The 22,492-nt window shown below is 73.8% G+C and carries 15 protein-coding genes; 8 read left to right on the forward strand and 7 right to left on the reverse strand.

What is annotated here, in order from left to right:
- From EJK16_RS17445 to EJK16_RS17455, 3 genes are all read right to left on the reverse strand, one after another.
- Nucleotides 1-259 (reverse strand): hypothetical protein (locus EJK16_RS17445; protein ID WP_205739824.1); only part of this gene is annotated, 259 nt, incomplete at its 3' end.
- 490 nt (nucleotides 260-749) lie between these two features.
- On the reverse strand, nucleotides 750-1,952 hold the full coding sequence (gene mnmA, locus EJK16_RS17450) for a tRNA 2-thiouridine(34) synthase MnmA (RefSeq protein WP_127131669.1): 1,203 nt from the start codon (nucleotides 1,950-1,952) through the stop codon (nucleotides 750-752).
- A complete protein-coding gene (locus tag EJK16_RS17455) occupies nucleotides 1,952-3,286 on the reverse strand; it encodes a cysteine desulfurase family protein (RefSeq protein WP_370276086.1) in 1,335 nt (444 codons plus the stop codon). The genes mnmA and EJK16_RS17455 overlap by 1 nt, the downstream gene beginning before the upstream one ends.
- A gap of 201 nt (nucleotides 3,287-3,487) precedes the next feature.
- On the opposite strand from EJK16_RS17455, the gene EJK16_RS17460 reads away from it, so the two are divergent.
- Nucleotides 3,488-4,090, forward strand: coding sequence for an NADPH-dependent FMN reductase (locus EJK16_RS17460; RefSeq protein WP_127131671.1), 603 nt, complete (start codon nucleotides 3,488-3,490; stop codon nucleotides 4,088-4,090).
- A 79-nt stretch (nucleotides 4,091-4,169) separates the two neighbouring features.
- On the opposite strand, the gene EJK16_RS17465 is transcribed toward EJK16_RS17460, so the two are convergent.
- Complete coding sequence (locus tag EJK16_RS17465; RefSeq protein ID WP_127131673.1) at nucleotides 4,170-5,159, reverse strand: electron transfer flavoprotein subunit alpha/FixB family protein; 990 nt, start codon at nucleotides 5,157-5,159, stop codon at nucleotides 4,170-4,172.
- A gap of 13 nt (nucleotides 5,160-5,172) precedes the next feature.
- Nucleotides 5,173-5,982, reverse strand: coding sequence for an electron transfer flavoprotein subunit beta/FixA family protein (locus EJK16_RS17470; protein WP_127131675.1), 810 nt, complete (start codon nucleotides 5,980-5,982; stop codon nucleotides 5,173-5,175).
- 356 nt (nucleotides 5,983-6,338) lie between these two features.
- Here EJK16_RS17470 and glgX point away from each other — a divergent pair, with 356 nt between their 5' ends.
- The 3 genes from glgX to EJK16_RS19725 all read left to right on the forward strand — a co-directional run bounded on the left by glgX (nucleotide 6,339) and on the right by EJK16_RS19725 (nucleotide 10,195).
- The gene (gene glgX / locus EJK16_RS17480; protein WP_370276099.1) at nucleotides 6,339-8,552 is read left to right on the forward strand and encodes a glycogen debranching protein GlgX; all 2,214 of its coding nucleotides are present in this window, start codon (nucleotides 6,339-6,341) and stop codon (nucleotides 8,550-8,552) included.
- A 287-nt stretch (nucleotides 8,553-8,839) separates the two neighbouring features.
- The gene (trpS, locus tag EJK16_RS17485) at nucleotides 8,840-9,943 is read left to right on the forward strand and encodes a tryptophan--tRNA ligase (protein WP_127131966.1); all 1,104 of its coding nucleotides are present in this window, start codon (nucleotides 8,840-8,842) and stop codon (nucleotides 9,941-9,943) included.
- Between the two features lie 87 nt (nucleotides 9,944-10,030).
- Nucleotides 10,031-10,195: a hypothetical protein gene (locus EJK16_RS19725; RefSeq protein WP_164737403.1), complete on the forward strand. Its 165-nt coding sequence runs from the start codon at nucleotides 10,031-10,033 to the stop codon at nucleotides 10,193-10,195.
- Nucleotides 10,196-10,376: 181 nt separating this feature from the next.
- On the opposite strand, the gene glgP is transcribed toward EJK16_RS19725, so the two are convergent.
- Nucleotides 10,377-12,968 (reverse strand): alpha-glucan family phosphorylase, encoded by a 2,592-nt coding sequence (glgP, locus tag EJK16_RS17490; RefSeq protein ID WP_127131679.1) that lies wholly within the window; start codon nucleotides 12,966-12,968, stop codon nucleotides 10,377-10,379.
- 189 nt (nucleotides 12,969-13,157) lie between these two features.
- Here glgP and EJK16_RS17495 point away from each other — a divergent pair, with 189 nt between their 5' ends.
- The 4 genes from EJK16_RS17495 (at nucleotide 13,158) to glgB (ending at nucleotide 21,271) form a co-directional block, all read left to right on the forward strand.
- The gene (locus tag EJK16_RS17495; RefSeq protein ID WP_127131968.1) at nucleotides 13,158-15,338 is read left to right on the forward strand and encodes an alpha-1,4-glucan--maltose-1-phosphate maltosyltransferase; all 2,181 of its coding nucleotides are present in this window, start codon (nucleotides 13,158-13,160) and stop codon (nucleotides 15,336-15,338) included.
- A 65-nt stretch (nucleotides 15,339-15,403) separates the two neighbouring features.
- On the forward strand, nucleotides 15,404-17,362 hold the full coding sequence (gene treS / locus EJK16_RS17500; protein ID WP_240646159.1) for a maltose alpha-D-glucosyltransferase: 1,959 nt from the start codon (nucleotides 15,404-15,406) through the stop codon (nucleotides 17,360-17,362).
- Nucleotides 17,359-18,807 carry an aminoglycoside phosphotransferase gene (locus EJK16_RS17505; RefSeq protein ID WP_240646145.1) on the forward strand — a complete coding sequence of 483 codons (1,449 nt, stop codon included), beginning with the start codon at nucleotides 17,359-17,361 and terminating at the stop codon, nucleotides 18,805-18,807. Before treS ends, EJK16_RS17505 begins: the two co-directional genes overlap by 4 nt.
- 214 nt (nucleotides 18,808-19,021) lie before the next feature.
- Entirely contained in the window at nucleotides 19,022-21,271 is a 2,250-nt protein-coding gene (gene glgB / locus EJK16_RS17510) for a 1,4-alpha-glucan branching protein GlgB (RefSeq protein ID WP_127131683.1), read from the forward strand.
- A gap of 210 nt (nucleotides 21,272-21,481) precedes the next feature.
- Here the strand turns inward: glgB and EJK16_RS17515 are convergent, their stop codons facing one another.
- On the reverse strand, nucleotides 21,482-22,432 hold the full coding sequence (locus tag EJK16_RS17515) for a tetratricopeptide repeat protein (protein WP_127131685.1): 951 nt from the start codon (nucleotides 22,430-22,432) through the stop codon (nucleotides 21,482-21,484).
- Between the last annotated feature and the right edge of the window lie 60 nt (nucleotides 22,433-22,492).

Genomic DNA, 22,492 nt, shown 5'->3' on the forward strand with positions numbered 1-22,492 from the left:
AACGTGCCCGGTACCAGGCGGTCATGGACCGTGCGCCGTCGAGCGCCCAGAGGCCGTCCGCCTCGATGGTCGCCAGCGCGCGGGCGCCGAGCGCCTCTGCCTTGCGCCGGACCTGCTCGACACCGTCAAGCACCGCGAGCACCGACTGGCCGGGAACGTCATGGAGATCGATGGCCTGCAGCCCGACCAGGATCTCCTGGATCTGGGCCAGCCCGTCCTCGAGGGCTGCGGCCGGGGTGCGGTCCTCGAGGAGCGACATGTCCAGCACCTCCCCAAAAGATACCGATGGGTAAGTCTTCTGAGCCCAGCCTATTGAACACTCGTACGGCAGCACAAGAGATTTTGACCTGTGAATTAAATTTGTGGAAACGATGGCATCATCGCCACCTGTGGAAAGAATGGCATCATCGCCCTATGGAAAGAATGGCGGAGCAAGGCCACGGTATGACGGGAAGGTATGTGTGAGGCGGGCGGGCACGCGGCCAGCGGAACCGCCGCAACCACCCACTGAGGCGGCCGCGCGAGCAGCGGCGTGATGCGGCAATGGACCACTGGAGTTGTCGCCGCCCGGCCGTCGTGGCGCGCCGGCCACCGTGGCACCCCTGGCGTCGCAGCACCCCTAGGGCGGCGGGACGCCCCGCCTCAACCGGAGCGCTCGGCAGGTCGCGCCCCGGTGGGGGCGGACATCACCCACGATCCCCCGCGTGGGGTCGGTGCAGGCCAGCAGGAGACGACGTGACGCCGAGCGCTCACGCCGGCAGCGGCGCCCCGCGCCGGGCTCGTGTGATCGTGGACTGCCCGAGCACGCGTGTGCCGGAGTAGACCACGAGCGACTGCCCGGGCGCGATGCCCCGCAGCGGCGTCGACAGCCGTGCCTCCAGCGCACCCCCGTCACGAGCGCCGTCCGCACCGGCAGCGGCCGCGCCGGCACCGCCCACATTCGAGACCGCCTCCCCGGTGCCCGTCGCACCTGCGCCGTCGTCCGCGGGGCGGCGGCGCACCTGCGCCGGAACCGGCTCCCCGTGCGCGCGGACCTGCACCTGCACGTCCGTCCACTCCCCCGCCGGGACGTCGTCAGCCAGCCAGACCGTCTTGCCGGCGCTGATCTCGTCGACACTGAGGAGCTCGGAGGGCCCGACGACGATCTGGTTGCTCTGCGGGCGCACCTCGAGCACGTACCTGGGGCGGCCGTCGGCCGCGGGCCTGGTGAGCCCGAGGCCCTTGCGCTGGCCGACGGTGTAGGCGTAGGCGCCGTCGTGCTCGCCGAGCACCTTTCCGTCCGCGTCGACCACCTCACCCGGCTTTGCACCGAGCCGGTCCCGGAGGAACCCCTGGGTGTCGCCGTCGGCGACGAAGCAGATGTCGTAAGAGTCCGGCTTGGCGGAGACGCTGAGGCCGCGCGCCGCGGCCTCCGCGCGCACCGCTTCCTTCGACGGCGCGTCTCCGAGGGGGAAGAGCGAGCGCGCAAGACGCTCCGGGCCCATCACGGCGAGGACGTAGGACTGGTCCTTGAGCGGGTCGGCAGACCGGTGCAGCTCGCGGCGGCCCCCGCCGGCGACCTCGATCCGGGCGTAGTGCCCGGTGGCGACGGCGTCGAAGCCGAGCGCCAGCCCACGGTCGAGGAGGGCGGAGAACTTGATGTGCTCGTTGCAGCGCACGCACGGGTTGGGCGTGCGCCCGGCGGCGTACTCGGAGAGGAAGTCCCCCACGACCGTCTCCTCGAACTCCTCGGACAGGTCCCAGACGTAGTACGGGATGCCCAGGACGTCGGCCGCGCGGCGCGCGTCCCCCGCGTCCTCGATGGAGCAGCAGCCGCGCGAGCCGTTCCGGTGCTGCGCACGCGACCGGCTCAGCGCCATGTGGACCCCGACGACGTCGTGCCCGGCGTCGACGGCGCGGGCCGCGGCGACGGCGGAGTCGACGCCGCCGGACATGGCTGCCAGGACGCGCATCAGTTCACCTTCGGGTCGGGGACGGGCGAGGCAGGGACGGCCAGGTGTGCCGCAGACGCGCCGGGTGCGGCGGGGCGGGACGAAGCCGAACCCGCGACGGGCGGCGTCGGCGACGTCACGCCGGGCGGCCCGGCCGTCCGGTGCCTCTGGGTGGCGTGCGCGCGGCGGGCGCCGGCGATGACGCCCGGCAGTGCGGCGACCGCGGCGTCGACGTCGTCCGCCGTCGTCGTGCGCCCCAGGGAGAACCGGACGGCCGCGCGGGCCTGCTCCTCGGTGCGGCCCATGGCCAGCAGCACGTGCGACGGCTGCTGGACACCGGCCTGGCACGCCGAGCCGGACGACGCCGCGATACCGGCCATGTCGAGGCCGAAGAGAAGAGCGTCGGCGTCGGCGTCGTCCACGGTGAAGTGCGCGGTGCCCGGCAACCAGGCGCTCTCGTCGGCGCCGTCCGGGCCGCTCAGGTGCACCCCGGGCGCGGAGGAGAGCACCGCGGAGATCAGCCGGCCCTTGAGCGCACGCAGGCGGTGCGCCTCGGCCTCCTGCTCGGCGACGGCACCGCCGACCGCGAGCGCGAGCGCCCGCGCACCGGCCACCGCCAGCGTTCCCGAGCGCACCCCGCGCTCCTGCCCGCCGCCGTGCTCGACGGGGGTCAGGGCAAGCTCGCGGCGGGCGATCAGCGCGCCCGTGCCCACCGGGGCGCCGAGCTTGTGGCCCGAGAGGCTCAAGGCGTCGAGCCCCGAGCGGTCGAAGCGCACGGGAATGTGCCCGACCGCCTGGACGGCGTCGGAGTGCACCGGCACGCCGACGGCGTGGGACAGGGCGACGACGCGGTCCATCGGCTGGACCACACCCGTCTCGTTGTTGGCCCACATCACCGACACGACGGCGGACGCGTCCGCATGGTCCGCCAGGTGGCGCTCGAGCGCGTCGAGGTCGAGCACGCCGCCGGCGCCCACGGGCAGGACGTCGAGGTCGGCGTCCTCGTGGCTCGCGAGCCAGTGCGCCGCCTCGAGGACGGCGTGGTGCTCGACGGCGGAGACGGCCAGGCGGGTGCGGGCCGGGTCCGCGGCGCGCCGGGCCCAGTAGGTGCCCTTGACGGCGAGGTTGTCGGCCTCGGTCCCGCCGGACGTGAAGAGGACCTCGGCGGGCTCCGCGCCGAGCGCCGCGGCGAGCTGCTCGCGGGCCTCCTCGAGCCGGCGTCGGGCGTCGCGCCCGTCGGCGTGGAGGGAGGAGGGATTGCCGAGGTGCGTGAGCTCCTCGGCGTAGGCGGCGGCGACCTCCGGGCGCACGGCGGTGGTGGCCGCATGGTCGAGGTAGTGCTGGCTGCCGGTCACGATCACCCAGTCTAGGTACCCGGGCCCCGGTCGACACGGCGGTGAGCGGGGCGCACCGACGGGCACCGGCGGCGTCGGCGGCCGGCGACCGGAGGGGCGACAAAAGCCAGGTCGGCGACGAAGATCGTGCCTGCGAGTGCCATCACCAGATCGATGCCGACCGGTCGGACCTCCGGCGGGTCGGCGTGGAAGGAACACCTCATGGCCACGTACAAGATCGGCTACTTCGTCGGTAGCCTCGCCACCGCCTCGATCAACCGCACCCTCTCCAAGGCGCTGCTCAAGCTCGCGCCGGAGTCCCTCGAGTTCACGGAGATCCCCATCCGGGACCTCCCCCTGTACAGCTACGACTACGACTCGGACTTCCCGCCCGTGGCCCGCGCGCTCAAGGACGCGATCGGCGCCTCGGACGGGATCCTCTTCGTGAGCCCGGAGTACAACCGCTCCATCCCGGGCGGGCTCAAGAACGCCATCGACTGGGGCTCGCGGCCGTGGGGCCAGAACTCGTTCGCCCGCAAGCCCACGGGCATCATCGGCGCCTCTCCCGGTGGCATCGGCACCGCGGTGATGCAGTCCAGCATGCGCAGCGTGCTGAGCTTCCTCGACGCGCCCCAGCTCAACTCCCCCGAGGCCTACATCACCTTCAGGGCAGAGGCCTTCGGCGAGGACGGCGACGTCAAGGACGAGTCCACGGCCACGTTCCTGCGCCACTACATGGACGAGTACGGGGCCTTCGTCGAGCGCGTCCTCGATGCCAACGCCTCGGGGCACATCGGCGACCAGCACGCCGACTCGGCCAAGTGACGCGCTGCGGGTGCCCGATCGGTGACGCGCCGCGGGCCCCCGCCCCGCCGGACGCCCGCCGCCCGACGCGCTGAGCCCCTCAGCCCTGCCGCAGCCGGCGGAGCTCGGCGATCGCCTGCGACAGCACGTCGCTCACATCACCGACGACCCCGAGATCGGCCATCTCGAAGATGGGGGCCTCGGGGTCGTTGTTGATCGCCACGACCGTCTCAGCCGCCTGCATCCCGGCGGTGTGGTGGATCGCGCCGCTGACCCCGGCGCCGATGTACAGGCGCGGGGAGATCGTCACGCCCGTCTGGCCGACCTGCGCGGAGTGCTCGATCCACCCCTCGTCGGTGGCCACGCGGGTCGCGCCCACGGCGGCGCCGAGCTCGTCGGCGAGCTCCTCGACCAGGGTGAAGTCGCCGTCCACGCCCCGGCCGCCGACGACCACGACCTTCGCCTCGGACAGCGGCGCCCGCCCGCCGCGGGGGTGCTCGGTGCGCGAGACCACCCGGACCGCCCGGGCGCCGGCGGAGAAGCCGACCGGCACGCTGACGGCGGTCGCCGCGCCGCTGGGGGCGGGGACCGCCTCGGCGGCGGTGGGCTTGAGGGCCACGACGGGGACACCCCGGGTCACGGCGCAGGTGGTGTCCCAGGTGCCCTGGAGCACCGTCTTGGACACGGCCAGCGTGCCGTCGGCCGTGACGGCGACACCGGTCGCGTCGACGATCGCTCCCGAGCCCAGCGCCACGGCCAGGCGCGCTGCGAGCTCCTTGCCCGCGAAGGTGGAGACGAGCAGCACGGCGGCGGGCTCCACCTCCCTCGCGACGGCGAGGACCGCCTCGGCCGCCACGGCGGTCACCTCGGGCGAGAGCCCGTCCAGCTCCGGGACGTGGACGGTGCCCACGCCGTAGCGGCCGAGCGCGTCGAGGTCCGGCGCGTCGGTCAGGGCCGCGGCGGCGACGCCGGCCGGCCCGGCCAGCGTCCGCGCGAGGGTGAGGACCTCGGCGGACGGCGCGGTCAGGGCGCCGCCGACGTGGTCGACGACGACGAGCACGGGTGCGGTGAGCGTGGTGGGCTCGGTCATGTTCTCTCCTGCCTCAGACAAGCTTGTTCTCGACCAGGAACGCGGCGAGCCGCACACCCGCGTCGCCGGAGTCGGTGATGATCTGTCCCTGCGCCCGCCGGGGCCGCGCCGCTGCGGAGAGCACCCGGGTGCCCGCGCCGGCGGTGCCGACCTCGGGTCCGCCGTCGGCCTCCGCGCCCGTGGACGCCAGGGCCAGGTCGTCGAGGTCCCAGAGGGTCACGGGCTTCTTCTTCGCCGCCAGGATCGCCTTGAAGTTCGGGTAGCGCGGCTCGTTCGCCTCGTCGGTCACCGAGAGCACGGCGGGCAGCTCGGCGGCGAGGACCTCGTCCGCCTCGCCGATCGTGCGGGTGATCGTGAGGGTCCCCTCCGACAGCGTCACCTCGCTCGCCAGGGTCAGCTGCGGCAGGTCGATGGCCGCGGCGAGCGCGGAGGGCAGCATCGCGGTGAGCCCGTCCATCGAGGCCATGCCGGTGACGACGAGGTCCACCGGCACCTCGCCGCCGAGCTTGCGCACGGCGGCGGCGAGCACACGGGCCGTGCCCACGACGTCGGAGCCGGCGATTCGGTCGTCGCTGACATGCACGCCGGAGTGGGCGCCCATCTGCAGGGCGCGTCGGACGGCGTCGACGGCGCCCCCCGGGCCGACGGTCAGCGCGACGACCTCCCCGCCCGTCTCCTCGGCGAGGGACACGGCGGCCTCGACGGCGTTCTCGTCGAGCTCGCTCAGGACGTCGTCCTCCCCGCGCACGAGATGGCCGTCGGAGCCCAGGCTTCGCTCGGACTGCAGGTCGGGGACATGCTTGACGCAGACGACGATCCTCATGGTCCCAGCCTGCCACCTGGCGGCGGACGGGTCGCAATCGGCGCCCGCGCCGCCGCGCGCGTGTGCGCACTCTCACCCGCGTCCCCCGGCCCCCCGGGCACGGCGCCCCGGCGGCGACGGGGGACGGAGGTCCCCCGCGCGGCCGCCGTCCGGCCCCGCGGTCCGGCCCGCGCCCCCACGGCACCGTCCCCGCCACCCCCCATGGCGCCGGCCCCGCCCCGAGCCGGTGCCCCGGCCGCGGCCGTCCCGCGCGCGAACACGCCTGACGTGTGCTGTTGAATGGGCCGGTGACCACCACACACTTCCGACCTCCGGGCCCGGCGACTGCCGTGACGCCGGCCGCCGGGCTGCCGTACGTGGACCGGCCGGCGCCGATCGCGCCGGGCCGCGCCCTCAACCCCCGGCGCCTCGGCGCCCACCTGGTCGGCGACGGCATCGACGTGGCGGTGCACGCGGCCCGGGCGAACCGGGTGGACCTGTGCCTGGTCGACGTCGCCGACGACGGTTCGCTCACCGAGCGCCGCTACCGCCTGCGCGGCCCCGTGACGGGGATCTGGCACGGCCACGTCCCCGGCGTGCGCGCGGGCCAGCGCTACGGCTTCCGGGTGCACGGGCACTGGGACCCGACCGTGGGACTCCTGCACAACCCGGCCAAGCTGCTCCTCGACCCCTACGCGCGCGCCGTCACGGGGCAGGCCCGGGTGGTGCCCGCGATCTACTCGCACACGGTCGACCGGTACCGGGCACCCCTGGACGGCCGCACGAGCGCCGACCGGACCGACTCGGCGCCGTTCGTCCCGCACGGCGTGGTGATGGACGCCGTCTCCCCCGCCGTCGCCGCGCCGCGGGTGCCGTGGTGCCAGACCGTCCTTTACGAGGCGCACGTGCGCGGGCTGACGATGCGGCTGCCCGGCGTCCCCGCCGACCTGCGCGGGACGTACGCCGGCCTCGCGCACCCGGCCACGATCGCGCACCTGTTGGGCCTCGGCATCACGACGGTCGAGCTGCTGCCGATCCACGCGAGCATGTCCGAGCCCTTCCTCACCGACAAGGGGCTGACGAACTACTGGGGCTACAACACCCTGGGCTTCTTCGCGCCCGAGCCGCGCTACGCCACGCGCGCCGCGCAGGACGCCGGGCCCCGGGCGGTCCTCGACGAGGTCCGCGCCATGGTCGGGGGCCTGCACGCGGCGGGCCTCGAGGTCGTTCTCGACGTCGTCTACAACCACACGTCGGAGGCCGGCGCGGACGGCCCGACCCTGAGCCTGCGCGGGCTGGACAACACGGGGTACTACCTGCACGACGGCTCGAGCCCCGCCCGGCTCGCCGACGTCACGGGCACGGGCAACTCGCTGGACTTCCGGCGCACGCGGGTGGTCCAGCTGGCGCTGGACTCGCTGCGCTACTGGGCGGGTGAGATCGGCGTGGACGGCTTCCGCTTCGACCTGGCCGTCACGCTCGGGCGCAACGGGGCGGAGTTCACGCCGTACCACCCGTTCCTCGTCGCCATGGCCACCGACCCCGTGCTGAACCAGACGAAGCTCATCGCCGAGCCGTGGGACCTCGGCCCGGGCGGGTGGCGCACCGGCCAGTTCCCGGCCCCCATGGCGGACTGGAACGACCGGTTCCGGAACGCCGCGCGGACGTTCTGGCTATCCGACGCCGCGGCCCAGTCGAAGGGCACCACGGGGCGCGACCTGCGGGAGCTGGCCACCCGCATGTCCGGCTCCGCGGACCTGTTCGGCCTGGGCGAGGTCCCGGGCGGGCGCGGGCCGCTCGCGTCGATCAACTTCGTCACCGCGCACGACGGCTTCACGCTGGCGGACCTGGTGACGTACGACCACAAGCACAACGAGGACAACCTCGAGGGCAACCGGGACGGCACCGACGACAACCGTTCGTGGAACCACGGCGTCGAGGGGCCGGTCCCGCGCGACTCCCCCTTCGCCGCGGTGCTGCCGGTCCGGCGTCGGTCCATGCGCAACCTCCTGGGCACGCTGCTGCTCTCGGCGGGCACGCCCATGCTCACGGCCGGGGACGAGATCGGGCGGTCCCAGGACGGCAACAACAACGCCTACTGCCAGGACGACGAGGTCTCCTGGGTGGACTGGAGCCCCGTGCCCTGGCGCGAGGACATGTGTGCCACCACCGAGTACCTCCTGCGCCTGCGCCGCGAGCACCCGGTGCTGCACCCCACCCGGTTCGCGTCCGGGCGCCCGGCGGACGGCGACGACCTGCCCGACCTGGCGTGGTTCGACGCGACGGGCTCAGCGATGACGACGCAGCAGTGGCACGACCCGCACCACCGTGTCCTGCAGATGCTGCGCTCGGGCCGGCCGGTGGACGACTCCGACGCCCTGATCATCCTCAACGGGTCGCTCGACCAGCAGCCCGTCGCGCTGACGCCGGGCCGGGGCCGGGACTACGAGCTGGTCTGGGACTCCGCGTGGGAGCGTCCCGAGTACTCCCGCAACGAGGTGGACCACGACCCGCTGAGCATGGTGGCCTCCCCGGGCGAGACGGTGACCATGGAGTCGCTGAGCATGCGGCTCTACCTCGCGCGGCCCTGATCCGTGCCCCGACGCGCGACGGCCGGGGCCCCGGGGTCGGGACGGCCGGGGTCCGGGGTCGGGACGGCCGGGGCCCCGGGGTCGGGACGGCCGGGCCCCTGGGTCGGACTAGGGTGTTCGTCGTGCCGACTTCCCTGCGCTCCTGGTGGCCGTCCACACGACGGGCCTGACGCGCACCATCCATCCGGCCGTCCCACGAGGTGGCCGTCGATCGGGCACCTCGCCCACGGCCCCGACCCACGAGGACACGCATGACCACCGAGCAGACCTCCCCCGCCCCGTCGACCATGGACGACGCCGGCACCGACCTGGCCGAGTCCACCAACGACGCCTCGCTCGAGCGCACGCAGCGCCGCAGCGACGAGATCGAGCGGGAGATCGTCCAGGACGCGTCGAGGTTCCGGGTCCTCACGGGCGACCGGCCCACCGGCAACCTCCACCTGGGCCACTACTTCGGCAGCCTCCTCAACCGGGTCAGGCTGCAGCAGGCCGGGGTCGAGACCTTCGTGCTCGTGGCCGACTACCAGGTCATCACCGACCGTGACGGCGTCGGGCCGGTCCGCGACCGCGTGCTCTCCCTCATCGCGGACTACCTCGCCGTGGGGATCGACGCGGAGCGCTCCACGATCTTCACCCACTCCGCCGTGCCGGCGCTGAACCAGCTCATGCTGCCGTTCCTCAGCGTCGTCACCGACGCCGAGCTGCGCCGCAACCCCACCGTCAAGTCCGAGCTGGACGCCACGGGCGACCGCCCGATGTCGGGCCTCATGCTGACCTACCCCGTGCACCAGGCCGCGGACATCCTCTTCTGCAAGGCGAACCTCGTGCCGGTGGGCAAGGACCAGCTCCCCCACCTGGAGCAGGCCCGCGTCATCGCCCGCCGGTTCGACGAGCGCTACGGCCGGGCCGGGGACGGCTCGCAGCCCGTGTTCCCCCGCCCGGAGGCGCTGCTCTCCGACGCCGCGAGCGTGCTGGGCACCGACGGCCAGAAGATGAGCAAGTCGCGCGGCAACTCGATCGAGCTGGGCATGGACGCGGACACGACGGCGAAGCTCCTGAAGCGTGCGGTCACCGACGCCGACCGCCACATCACGTACGACCCGGTCGGGCGCCCCGAGGTCTCCAACCTCGTGCTGCTCGCCGCGCTCTCGACCGGTCGCCGGCCCGAGGACGTGGCCGAGGAGATCGGCGACGGCGGCGGGGCGGCCCTGAAGAAGGCCGCGATCGAGGGCGTCAACGAGATGCTCGCCCCCGTGCGTGCGCGCCGCGCGGAGCTGACTGCCGACCCCGGCTACCTCCTGCAGGTGCTGCGGCGCGGCAACGACCGCGCCAACGCCGTCGCCGAGGCCACCCTGGCGGAGGTCCGCGAGGCCATGAGCATGGTCTACTGACCTGCCGATCCGGCTCTGCTCACGGGCCGTTCGAGTCTGCTGACCGTTCCGGGTCGGGCGGCGGTGCTCGTGCCCTACCTTGGCGCCATGGACGGTGGCGTCGGCGGGATCATCCTGTGGCTGGTGACGCTCTTCGCCGTCTACTGGTCGGTGCGGGCGGCGGTGAAGGACGGCATCCTCGACGCCGCCCACGCCCGCGACAAGGAGATCACGAAGACGCCGCCCCCGGGCGCCGTCGACACCTCGGCCTGACATCCCCGGCCGCAGGTTCCTCCGCAGGACACCCCCGCCGAGTGCCACCTTCCGGTCGGGTCCGCCCACCCACAGCGGTGCCAAACGTGCCACTCGGCGCACCCACCCCGCCGAGTGACACGTTCCGGTCGGGTCCGCCCACCCACAGCGGTGCCGGACGTGCCACTCGGCGGTGGGGGACTCAGTACTCCGCGTTGACCGCCAGGCCGAGCTCGGTGTAGCCCGCGAGGTTCGCGTGCTGGGGCACCACCCGGACGGCGTAGCCGAACGGCCCGGTCATGTCGAGCGTGCGCTCGCCTCCGAAGGCGTAGTGCCCCCCCTCGAGCGTCTGGGTGAGCGCGAGCGGGAACACCTGCGGGTCTCGCAGCGTGTCGTCCTCGTCGGGGCGTCCGGCGACCACCTGGACCTCGACGTCCTCGGGGGTGAGGTCGCCGAGGTAGGCCTGGACGGAGATGGAGATGGTGTCCCCGACCTTGACGACGTCGGAGATGCCGTCGGACTCGATGTGGTCCACCTTCACGGCGGGCCAGGCCTGGCGCACCCGGGACTTCCACGCCGCCAGGTCACGGGCCTCGCCGTGGCCGGCGACACGGTCCAGCTCGCGCGCCGAGCGGGCGACGGGGGTGTAGAGGCCGCGGACGTAGTCCTGCACCATGCGGGTGGCCTGGACCTTCGGCCCCAGCGTGCCAAGCGTGTGGCGGACCATCTCCAGCCAGTGCTGGGGGATGCCCTCGCCGTCGCGGTCGTAGAACCGCGGCACCACGGTGCTCTCCAGGAGCTCGTACAGCGCCGAGGCCTCCAGCCGGTCGCGGGTGGCGGGGTCCTCGACGCCGTCGGCGGTGGGGATCGCCCACCCGTTGCGCCCGTCGTACCACTCGTCCCACCAGCCGTCGAGGATGGAGAGGTTGAGCGCCCCGTTGAGCGCGCACTTCATCCCCGAGGTGCCGGACGCCTCCAGCGGGCGCAGCGGGTTGTTGAGCCAGACGTCGCAGCCCGGCATGAGGGACTGCGCCATCGCGATGTCGTAGTTCGGCAGGAAGACGATGCGCTCGCGCACGCCGGCGTCGTCGGCGAACTGCACGAGCTTCTGGATCAGGCCCACGCCCTGTTCGTCGTCGGGGTGGGACTTGCCCGCCACCACGATCTGGATGGGACGCTCCGGGTCGGTCAGCAGCTTCGTGAGCCGCTCGGGGTCGGAGAGCATCAGGGTCAGGCGCTTGTAGGTGGGCACGCGGCGCGCGAAGCCGATGGTGAGCACGTCGGGGTCGAGGACCTCGTCCGTCCAGCCGATCTCGGCCGGGGAGGCGCCGCGGTCGAGCCACGACTTGCGCACCCGGCGTCGCGCCTGGTCCACGAGGTTGCCGCGCAGCCGGCGCCGCATGGCCCACAGCTCGGCGTCGGAGACGCCGCCCTCGGCCTCGGTGAGCCGCCAGCCGTCCCCGGAGGCCGCCTGCTCCGGCGTCATGTGCGCCGAGGTCATCTCCGCGAACGCGGGGTCGGTCCACGTCGGCCCGTGGACGCCGTTGGTCACCGACGTGATGGGCACCTCGGAGACGTCGAACCCGGGCCAGAGCTGGTGGAACATCGCCCGCGAGACCTTGCCGTGCAGCCGGGCGACGCCGTTGGCGCGCTTGGCCGCGCGCAGGCCGAGGACCGCCATGTTGAACACCGCGGGGTCCCCGCCGGCGAAGTCCTCGGCGCCGAGCGCCAGGACCTTCTCCAGGGGGATGCCCTCGATCTCCTCGCTGCCGCCGAAGTACGCCGAGATCAGGTCCCTGCTGTACCGGCTGATGCCCGCGGGCACCGGGGTGTGCGTGGTGAAGACCGTGCCGCCCTTGACGGCCTCGAGCGCCGTCTCGAACGAGACGCCGTCGGCGGCGATGAGCTCACGGATCCGCTCGACCGCGAGGAACCCGGCGTGGCCCTCGTTGCAGTGGTAGACCTCCGGGGTCGGGGACCCCGTCAGCCGGGAGTACAGGCGCACGGCCCGGATACCGCCCATGCCCAGCAGCAGCTCCTGCTGGAGGCGGTGGTCCTGCGAGCCGCCGTAGAGGCGGTCGGTGACGCGGCGGGCGGTCTCGTCGTTCTCGATGACGTTGGAGTCCAGCAGCAGCAGCGGGACGCGGCCGACCCGGGCCAGCCAGACCTGCGCGTGCAGGGTCCGCCCGCCGGGCATGTTGAGCTCCACGCGCGCGGCGGTGCCGTCGGGCTCGCGCAGCAGCGTGAGCGGAAGGTTGTCGGGGTCGAGCAGCGGGTAGGTCTCGTGCTGCCAGCCGTCCCGGGTCAGGGACTGCTTGAAGTACCCGGCGCCGTAGAGGAGGCCGACGCCGACGATGGGCACGCCGAGGTCGGAGGCGGACTTGAGGTGGTCCCCGGCGAGGATGCCCAGGCCGCCGGAGTACTGGGGCAGCACCGCGGTGATGCCGTACTCCGCGGAGAAGTAGGCGATCGCGTTCGGCTTGTCGGGGTCGTCGAGGGAGCTCTGGTACCAGCGCGGCTCCGTGAGGTACCGCTGGAGGTCGGCGTCGAGCTCGCGGACCTGGGCCACCAGGGCGCGGTCGGCGGCGAGCTGCTCGAGGCGCCTGGGGCTGAGGGAACCGAGCAGGGAGACCGGGTCGCCGTGCACGGACTCCCACAGCTGGGGGTCGAGCGAGGCGAACATCTCACGTGTCGGGGCGTGCCAGGACCACCGCAGGTTCTGCGCGAGCGTGTCCAAGGGGGCAAGCGCCTCGGGAAGGACGGTGCGGACGGTGAATCGTCGGATGGCTCTCACCCGGCCGAGTCTAGACGGATCGGTGCAAGGGTTACAGCCGCTTGCAGTCGGTTACAGGCGCCGGGCCGCCGCGGGCGCGCACCACGCCGCCGCCAGGCCGCGCCCCGCCGCCGCCCCGCCGCGCGCGCTGGACCTGCCATCGGGCCTGGACCTCGATAGGTTCTGGGGGTGAGCACCTCGAAGCGGCGCATGCAAGACCCCCAGGACATCCGCCGGTCCGCCCTCTCGCCCGCGCGCCCACCGTCGGCGCACGCCGCGGCGGCGAGGGTGGCGCGCCCGGCGACGACGGAGGGCACCTCGTACCGGCCGGACCGGGGGGCGCGCCCCGCGCCGCCCGTCGCCGCCGCCACCCCACCGGAGCCGGCCCCCTTCGCCCCGGTGGGGCGCATCCCCGTGGTGGAGGTCTCCCCCGTCATCGAGGACGGCCGCTGGCCCGCGAAGGGCACGGCCGGGGAGGCCTTCCCCGTGCGCGCCACCGTCTTCCGCGAGGGCCACGACGCCGTGGCGGCCACCGCGGTGCTGGTCGCGCCCGACGGCACCGACCGGTCCTGGACGGCGATGTCCGACATCGCCCCCGGCCTGGACCGCTACGAGGCGTGGCTGGTCCCCGACGCGCCGGGCACCTGGGGCTTCAGGGTCGAGGGCTGGTCCGACCCCTACGGGACCTGGTCGCACGACGCGATCATCAAGATCGACGCCGGCGTCGACATCGAGCTCATGCTCACCGAGGGCGCGCTCGTGCTGGAGCGGGCGGGCGCCCGCCCCCTGCCCGCCGAGGCGGCCGCCGTGCTCAGCCACGCCGTCGCCGGGCTGCGGGACGCGAGCCGTCCCGCCGCGGCCCGGCTCGCGGCCGGCACGAGCGCCGAGGTCCGCGAGGTCCTCGCCGCGCACCCGCTGCGCGACATGGTCTCGCGCTCCGCGACCTACCCCCTGGAGGTGGACCGCGAGCGCGCGCTCGTCGGGTCCTGGTACGAGATGTTCCCCCGCTCCGAGGGCGCGCACCGCGACGAGTACACCGGGCAGTGGGTCTCCGGCACCCTGCGCACCGCCGCGGAGCGCCTGCCCGCCATCGCGGCGATGGGCTTCGACGTCGTCTACCTCACGCCGGTCCATCCCATCGGCACCACCAACCGCAAGGGCCGCAACAACACCCTCGTCGCCGAGCCGGGCGACCCCGGCTCGCCCTACGGCATCGGCGGGCCCGACGGCGGCCACGACGCGATCCACCCGGACCTGGGCACGTTCGAGGACTTCGACGCGTTCGTCGACCGCGCCCGGGAGCTCGGCATGGAGGTGGCCCTCGACCTCGCCCTGCAGTGCTCCCCGGACCACCCGTGGGTCCACGAGCACCCCGAGTGGTTCACCACGCGCGCCGACGGCACCGTCGCCTACGCCGAGAACCCGCCGAAGAAGTACCAGGACATCTACCCGCTCAACTTCGACAACGACCCGGAGGGCATCTACCGGGCCGTCCGGGACGTGCTGCAGGTGTGGATGGACCACGGGGTCACGGCATTCCGGGTGGACAACCCCCACACCAAGCCGCTGGACTTCTGGCAGCGCCTGCTCGCCGACGTCCGCGCGACCCGCCCGGACGTGCTCTTCCTCGCCGAGGCCTTCACCCGCCCGGCCATGATGCGGACCCTCGGCGCCATCGGCTTCCACCAGTCGTACACGTACTTCACGTGGCGGACGACGAAGAAGGAGATCGGCGACTACCTCACCGAGCTCGCCACCGAGACCGACGCGCACGTGCGCCCCAGCTTCTGGCCGACCACCCACGACATCCTCACGCCCTACATGCAGCAGGGCGGGGCGCCCGCGTTCGCGATCCGCGCGGTCCTGGCCGCCACGGGCTCGCCGACCTGGGGCATCTACTCCGGCTACGAGCTCATCGAGAACGTGGCCCGGCCCGGGGCCGAGGAGCAGATCGACAACGAGAAGTACGAGTACAAGCAGCGCGACTGGTCCCGGGCCCCGGGCATCGGCATCGCGCCGCTGCTCACCCGCCTGAACGAGATCCGCCGCGCCCACCCCGCCCTGCAGCGGTTGCGGGACGTCCACATCCACCCCACCAGCGACGACGCCACGCTGTGCTTCTCCAAGCGCCTGACCGCGGCACAGTCGCCCACCGGCAGGGCGGACACCGTCCTCGTCGTGATCAACCTGGACCCCTACATGACCCGAGAGTCGCTCCTCTTCCTCGACCTGCCCGCCCTGGGCCTGCCCGCGCAGGCGGACCCGCAGGCGCCGGCCATGACGGCCACCGACGAGCTCGGCGGGCAGAGCTACACCTGGGGCTCGCAGCCCTTCGTGCGGCTCGACCCGCACGCGCAGTGCGCCCACGTCATCTCGGTGAGCGCGCTGTGAGCCTCACGGACGCCGGCCCCTCGCCCTGGGCGGCGCTGCCGCCGCGCGCCGAGCCGGTCGCCGACCTGGACCGGGACGAGCGCCCGGGCCTGTCCGACGACCCCCAGTGGTACAAGACCGCGGTGTTCTACGAGGTGCTCCTGCGCGCCTTCGCGGACTCCCGCGGCAGCGGCACCGGGGACCTGCGGGGACTGATCGACCGGCTGGACTACATCCAGTGGCTGGGCATCGACTGCCTCTGGCTCCCGCCGTTCTACCCCTCGCCGCTGCGCGACGGCGGCTACGACGTCTCCGACTTCACCGCCGTCGCCGCCGAGTACGGCACCGTGGAGGACTTCACCGAGCTGATGGACAAGGCGCACGCCCGGGGCATCCGGGTGATCGTCGACCTCGTCATGAACCACACGAGCGACCAGCACCCCTGGTTCCAGTCCTCCCGCTCCAACCCGGACGGCCCGTACGGCGACTTCTACGTGTGGAGCGACGACAACACGAAGTACCCGGACGCGCGCGTGATCTTCGTCGACACCGAGACGTCGAACTGGACGTTCGACCCGGTGCGCCGCCAGTACTTCTGGCACCGGTTCTTCTCCCACCAGCCCGACCTGAACTTCGAGAACCCCGAGGTCGTGCGCGCCATGCACGACGTCGTGCGGTTCTGGTGCGCCCTTGGCGTGGACGGCTTCCGGCTCGACGCCGTGCCGTACCTGTTCGAGGAGGAGGGCACCAACTGCGAGAACCTGCCGCGCACGCACCACTTCCTCCGGGACCTGCGCGCCATGGTCGACGAGGAGTTCCCGGGCACGATCATGCTCGCCGAGGCGAACCAGTGGCCCGAGGACGTCGTGGAGTACTACGGCACCGAGGCGGAGCCCGAGTGCCACATGTGCTTCCACTTCCCCGTCATGCCGCGCCTGTACTACGCGCTGCGCGAGCAGCGCGCCGGCGCCATCCGCGACATCCTCGCGGACACGCCCCCGATCCCCGCGAGCGCCCAGTGGGGCACGTTCCTGCGCAACCACGACGAGCTGACCCTCGAGATGGTCTCCACCGAGGAACGCGCCGCCATGTACGGGTGGTACGCCGAGGACCCGCGGATGCGGGCCAACGTCGGCATCCGCCGTCGGCTCGCCCCCCTGCTCGGCAACTCGCGCGCGGAGATCGAGCTCAGCCACGCCCTGCTGCTCTCCCTGCCCGGCTCGCCGACCCTGTACTACGGGGACGAGATCGGCATGGGCGACAACATCTGGCTGCCCGACCGCGACGCGGTGCGCACGCCCATGCAGTGGACGCCGGACCGCAACGCCGGCTTCTCGACGGCGGACCCCGGCAAGTTGTACCTGCCGGTGGTGCAGTCGCTGATCAACCACTACAACGCCATCAACGTCGAGGCCCAGATCGCACAGCCGACGTCGTTGCTGCACTGGGTGCGGGGCATCCTCGACGTGCGGCGCCAGCACCCGGTGTTCGGGAACGGCAGCTACCGGCCCCTGCAGGTGGACAACGAGGCGGTGCTCGCGTTCACCCGGGAGAACGGCCAGGAGACCGTCCTGTGCGTGATGAACCTGGCGAACACGGCGCGCTCGACGACCGTGCAGCTGCCGGAGCACCGGGGCGCGCGCCTGACCGACGTCTTCGGCGGCGCGCGGTTCCCGGCGGTGGGCGCCGACGGGCGCGTCACGCTGACCCTGGGGTCCCGGGACTTCTTCTGGCTGGTCGTCTCGCGGCCGGAGGACGCCGTCGCCGCCCCGATGGCCGGCCTGCCCGCGGTGGTGCGCCCGGCGCCCGCCGCCGAGGAGGCCGCGGCCGCCCCGGCGGTCAGCCCCACGCGCCCGACGGAGGCCGGCTACCCGCGCCCGGAGACGTACGCCGTGCCGGCGACGTCGCAGGCCTCCTCCGCCCCGCGGATCCCGGAGCTTCCCGGGGCCGGGACGCTGACCCCGGCCGCGCCGGCCGCGCAGAACCCGGCCACCGCGCCGCGCACCAGCGACCCGAGCGCCGAGACGCCGGAGTCCGCCCTGTGAGCCCGGCGGAGGCGGCGGCCTGGGCGGCGCTGCCCGGCTGGATGTCGCGGCAGCGCTGGTACACGGGCAAGGGGCACGAGCCCCGCCTCGCGCTCGTGGGCCGGCTGGCCCTGCCGGGCGGGACAGACGGCGTCGCGGCCCAGTCCTGGCTCGTGCGCGACGTCGCGGGCGCCGAGCCCGTGCTGTACCAGGTGCCGCTCGTGCTCCGGGCCGCCCCCGCCGAGGGCCGAGGCGATGCGCTCGTCGCGGCCGGGGCGGACGGCCCGTGGGTCTACGACGGCTGCCACGACCCCGCCGGCGCGGCGGCCCTGCTGCGGGCCATCGTCGGGCAGGAGCGGATCGGCGACGTGGACCCCGACGCCGGCACCGGGGCGCGTGGCCACGTGGCCGGGGCCCTCCCCGCGCTTCCCGCGTCCGGCTCCCGCGTCCTGCGCGGCGAGCAGTCCAACACGTCGATCATCTTCGCCGGCGACGGCGACGTCATGCCGGTGATCCTCAAGGTCTTCCGGGTCCTGCACCCCGGGCGCAACCCCGACGTCGAGGTGCAGCAGGCCCTCGCGCTGGCCGGCAGCGCGCGGGTCCCGCGGCCCGTCGGCGACCTGCTGGGCCGCTGGGCCGCGGCCGGCGGTGGAGGTGCGCAAGGCGCGGGCGGGCAGCCCGACGCCGTGGCCGAGGGGCACCTCGCCCTCGCGCAGGAGTTCCTCCCCGGGGTCCAGGACGCGTGGCGGGTGGCCCTGGACGCGCTCGCGCGGGGCGAGGACTTCGCCGGCCGCGCCCGGAGCCTGGGGCGCGCCACCGCCGAGGTGCACGCCACGCTGGCCGCGGTGCTGCCCACCCGGCCCGCCGACCGCGGCGTCCGGGACTCCGTCCTGGCGACCTGGCGCGGGCGCTACGCGACGGCGTGCCGGTTCGTCCCGCAGCTGGCCGAGCGTGCCGACCAGGTCGAGGCGGTTCTGCGCGCCGGCGCGGCGGCGCCGTGGCCGGACCTGCAACGCATCCACGGCGACTACCACCTCGGCCAGGTGATCGACGCGCCCGGGCGCGGGTGGGTGCTCCTGGACTTCGAGGGCGAGCCGCTGCGGCCCCTGGCCGAGCGCACCCTGCCGGACCTGCCCCAGCGCGACGTGGCGGGCATGCTGCGCTCCTTCGACTACGCCGGCGCGTCCGCGTCCCGCGACGCGGACGCCGGGTCAGACGGGTCCGACGGGTCCGACGGGTCCGACGGCGACCGTGGGGGTGACGGGCGGGCGTGGGCGGCGCGCGCGCGGGAGGCCTTCCTGGACGGCTACGGCGAGGTCGCCGGCACCGACCCGCGGGCGGACGCGGCGCTGCTGCGCGCCCTCGAGCTCGACAAGGCGCTCTACGAGGCGGTCTACGAGGCGCGCAACCGTCCCGACTGGCTGCCCATCCCGCTCGCCGGCGTCGAGCGCCTGCTGCAGGGCTGACGGGCGCGCGCTCCCCGCGCCACCGCAGACCTGCGCGGGCGCCCCCTGCCCTGCGCGGCGCCCTACCCTGCGCGGGTGGCCCTGCCCTGCGCCACGACAGCCGACGTGCGCCGTCGCCGCGGCCATGCCCGATCCCGCCCGGGCACGGGACGGCCGCCGGCGGGCGGGGCGTTTGGGGCCGCGCGCTGGGCCCGGTGATGGAAGAGTTGGGGGCATGGACCGTGAACTGAGCCACGCGCCGCAGGCGCACGACCCCTCGAACGACGCCACCGGGCCCCTGCCCGTCGACCCCGGGCTGCTCCACGAGGTCGCCCTCGGCCAGTACCACGACCCGCACAGCGTGCTCGGCGGCCACGTGGGCCCCGGCGGCGTCACCATCCGCACCGTGCGCCACCTCGCGGACGCCGTCGAGATCGTCACGGCCGGCGGGACCTACCCCGCCGCGCACGAGCACGACGGCATCTGGGTCGCGGTCCTGCCCGGGGACGCGGTGCCCGACTACCGGGTGCGCGTGACCTACGGCGAGCAGACCCTCACGCTCGACGACCCGTACCGGTTCCTGCCCACGATCGGGGAGATGGACCTGTACCTCCTCGGCGAGGGGCGCCACGAGGAGCTGTGGGAGGTGCTCGGCGCGCACGTGCGGCACTTCCCGAGCGAGCTCGGCGAGGTCCACGGCGTGAGCTTCTCCGTGTGGGCCCCCAACGCCCGCGCCGTGCGGGTGGTGGGTGACTTCAACGCCTGGGACGCCTCGGGCACGTCGATGCGCTCCCTGGGCTCCTCCGGCGTCTGGGAGCTCTTCCTCCCCGGCGTCGGCCCGGGCGCCCGCTACAAGTTCGACGTCGGCTACCGCGACGGCTCCTGGCACCACAAGGCGGACCCGATGGCCCGCCAGACGGAGGTGCCGCCGGCGACCGCGTCCGTCGTCGCCGAGTCCGTCCACGCCTGGAAGGACGACGCGTGGCTCGAGCACCGGGCCGCGACCAACCCGCACACCGGCCCGATGAGCGTCTACGAGGTGCACCTCGGGTCCTGGCGCCCGGGGCTGAGCTACATCGAGCTGGCCGACGAGCTCCTCGCGCACGTGCAGAAGCTCGGGTTCACCCACGTGGAGCTCATGCCGGTCGCCGAGCACCCCTTCGGCGGGTCGTGGGGCTACCAGGTGACCTCGTACTACGCGCCCACGTCCCGGTTCGGCTCGCCCGACGACTTCAAGTACCTGGTGGACCAGCTCCACCGGGCGGGCATCGGGGTCATCATGGACTGGGTCCCCGGGCACTTCCCCAAGGACGCCTGGGCCCTGGCGCGCTTCGACGGCACGCCCCTGTACGAGGACCCGGACCCGATGCGCGGCGAGCACAAGGAGTGGGGCACCTTCGTCTTCAACTACGGCCGCCACGAGGTGCGCAACTTCCTCGTCGCCAACGCGCTGTACTGGCTCGAGGAGTTCCACATCGACGGCCTGCGCGTGGACGCCGTGGCCTCGATGCTGTACCTCGACTACTCCCGCGAGCCGGGCCAGTGGCGCCCCAACATCCGCGGCGGCCGCGAGAACCTCGAGGCGATCAGCTTCATGCAGGAGACCAACGCCACCGCCTACCGGAAGGTGCCCGGCGTCGTCATGATCGCCGAGGAGTCCACGGCGTGGCCGGGCGTCACCGCCCCCACGTCGGCCGGCGGTCTCGGGTACGGGCTGAAGTGGAACATGGGGTGGATGAACGACACCCTCCGCTACGTCGCCGAGGAGCCGATCAACCGGCGCTATCACCACGGGGAGCTGACGTTCTCCCTCGTCTACGCGTTCTCCGAGCAGTTCGTCCTGCCGCTGAGCCACGACGAGGTCGTGTACGGCAAGGGTTCCCTGCTGCAGAAGATGCCCGGCGACAGGTGGCAGCAGCTCGCCGGCGTGCGGGCCCTGCTCGCCTACCAGTGGTCCCACCCCGGCAAGCAGCTGCTCTTCATGGGCGGCGAGTTCGCCCAGGAGGCGGAGTGGAGCGAGGGGCGCGGCCTGGACTGGTGGCAGATGGACGATGCGGGCCACGCCGGCGTCGCCCGGCTGGTCGGGCGCCTCAACGCCCTCTACCGCGAGCACCCCGCCCTGTGGGCGGAGGACTTCAGCAACCGCGGGTTCGAGTGGATCGAGATCGCCGACGGCGACCACAACGTCATCTCGTACCTGCGTCGCGACACCGACGGTGCGGACGTGATGGCCTGCGTCATCAACTTCGCCGGCACGCCGCACGAGGGCTACCGCGTCGGGCTGCCGCGCGGCGGGGACTGGCTGGAGGTCGTCAACACCGACGACGCCGAGTACGGCGGCTCGGGGGTGGTCAACGTCGGGCCGCTCACCGCGGAGGACGTGAGCTGGAACGGCCGGCCGGCGTCGGTGAGCCTGCGCGTCCCGCCGCTGGGCGCCGTGTGGCTCGTCCCCGCCTCCCCCGCCCCCCACCCCGAGGCCAAATAGCCACCCTCGCCCCCACACACGCCGCCGACAGGTCAAGTACTCGCACCCAGCCCCGTGGATGAGGCGCCCGCGCCATCGTCCACGGGGTTGGTGCGCGCGGGTGTGGTGCCGGACCGCACAGACGCCGCGCGTGCTCGAACGCTCGCCGGCGACACACCGGCCGACGGGACGCGCGAGTACTTGACCGCTCGCCGATAAGGGGGCGGGGCGTCAGTACAGGGCGCTGGCCAGGTTGCGGCGGGCGTTCTGGACCTCGGGCACCGGGCCGGCGATCTCGAAGAGGTCGATCAGGCGCAGCCGGGCCTGCTCGCGCTCGTCACCCGCGGTGGCGCGGATGACGGCGAGGAGCCGGTCGAAGGCGGCGGCGAACTGGCCGGTGGCGGCCTCGACGTCGGCAGCGGCGAGGTGCGCCGCGACGTCGCCGGGCTCCGCGGCCGCGGCCCGGGCCAGGACTTCCTCCGGGTCGTCGTGGTCCACGCGGGCGATGAGCTGGACCTGCAGCAGGGCTGCCTTGGCCTCGGTGTCACGGGGGTTCTCGGCGAGCGCCTGCGTGTAGGCCGCCTCGGCCGCGGCAAGGTCGCCGCGCTCGATGGCCGCCATCGCCTCGGCGTGCAGGGGCGGGAGCGGGGGCTCCTGCGGGGTCTCCTCCGCCTCCGCGTCGACGTCGATCGCGAGCACCCCGGTGACGCCGTTCTGCGCGGCGAGCCGCAGGAGCTCGTCCAGCACGGGCCGGAGCTGGTCCTCGGGGTAGGCGCCCTGGAAGAGCGGGACGGGCTGGCCGCCGATCACGGCCACCACTGCGGGGACGGACTGCACCTGGAACGCGGCGGCGATCTGGCGGTTCGCATCGACATCGACCAAGGCGAGCTGGAAGCGGCCGTCGTACTCGACGGCGAGCTTTTCCAGGACCGGGAGAAGCTCCCGGCTCGGTGCGGCCCAGTCGGCCCACAGGGCCATGATGACCGGCACCTGGACGGACAGCTGGACGGCCTCGCCGAACGTCGCCTCGGTGACCTCGACGACGAGCTGGCCGGGCACCGCCGCCCCCGGCTCGGCGGCAGGCCCTCCCGGGCGCTGACCCGGCGCTCCGGCGGGCGGCGTCGCCAGGGCGGACAGGTCGACCGCTCCGTGCAGGTTCATCCGCGGCATGGGCTCACTCATGGGGTGTCCTTCGTCCTTCTCTCGTGGGCCGTGCCGCGCGGGCGGGGCCCGGCGGCGACG

This window comes from Georgenia sp. SYP-B2076 (assembly GCF_003991205.1).
Classification (GTDB): Bacteria; Actinomycetota; Actinomycetes; order Actinomycetales; family Actinomycetaceae; genus Georgenia.

Excerpts from the sequence above, each read along its gene's own strand:
- mnmA (WP_127131669.1), bottom strand. The coding sequence starts at position 1,952 with ATGCGCGTCCTGGCAGCCATGTCCGGCGGCGTCGACTCCGCCGTCGCC.
- EJK16_RS17460 (WP_127131671.1), top strand. The coding sequence starts at position 3,488 with ATGGCCACGTACAAGATCGGCTACTTCGTCGGTAGCCTCGCCACCGCC.
- EJK16_RS17465 (WP_127131673.1), bottom strand. The coding sequence starts at position 5,159 with ATGACCGAGCCCACCACGCTCACCGCACCCGTGCTCGTCGTCGTCGAC.
- EJK16_RS17470 (WP_127131675.1), bottom strand. The coding sequence starts at position 5,982 with ATGAGGATCGTCGTCTGCGTCAAGCATGTCCCCGACCTGCAGTCCGAG.
- trpS (WP_127131966.1), top strand. The coding sequence starts at position 8,840 with ATGGACGACGCCGGCACCGACCTGGCCGAGTCCACCAACGACGCCTCG.
- EJK16_RS19725 (WP_164737403.1), top strand. The coding sequence starts at position 10,031 with ATGGACGGTGGCGTCGGCGGGATCATCCTGTGGCTGGTGACGCTCTTC.
- EJK16_RS17495 (WP_127131968.1), top strand. The coding sequence starts at position 13,158 with ATGCAAGACCCCCAGGACATCCGCCGGTCCGCCCTCTCGCCCGCGCGC.
- glgB (WP_127131683.1), top strand. The coding sequence starts at position 19,022 with ATGGACCGTGAACTGAGCCACGCGCCGCAGGCGCACGACCCCTCGAAC.
- EJK16_RS17515 (WP_127131685.1), bottom strand. The coding sequence starts at position 22,432 with ATGAGTGAGCCCATGCCGCGGATGAACCTGCACGGAGCGGTCGACCTG.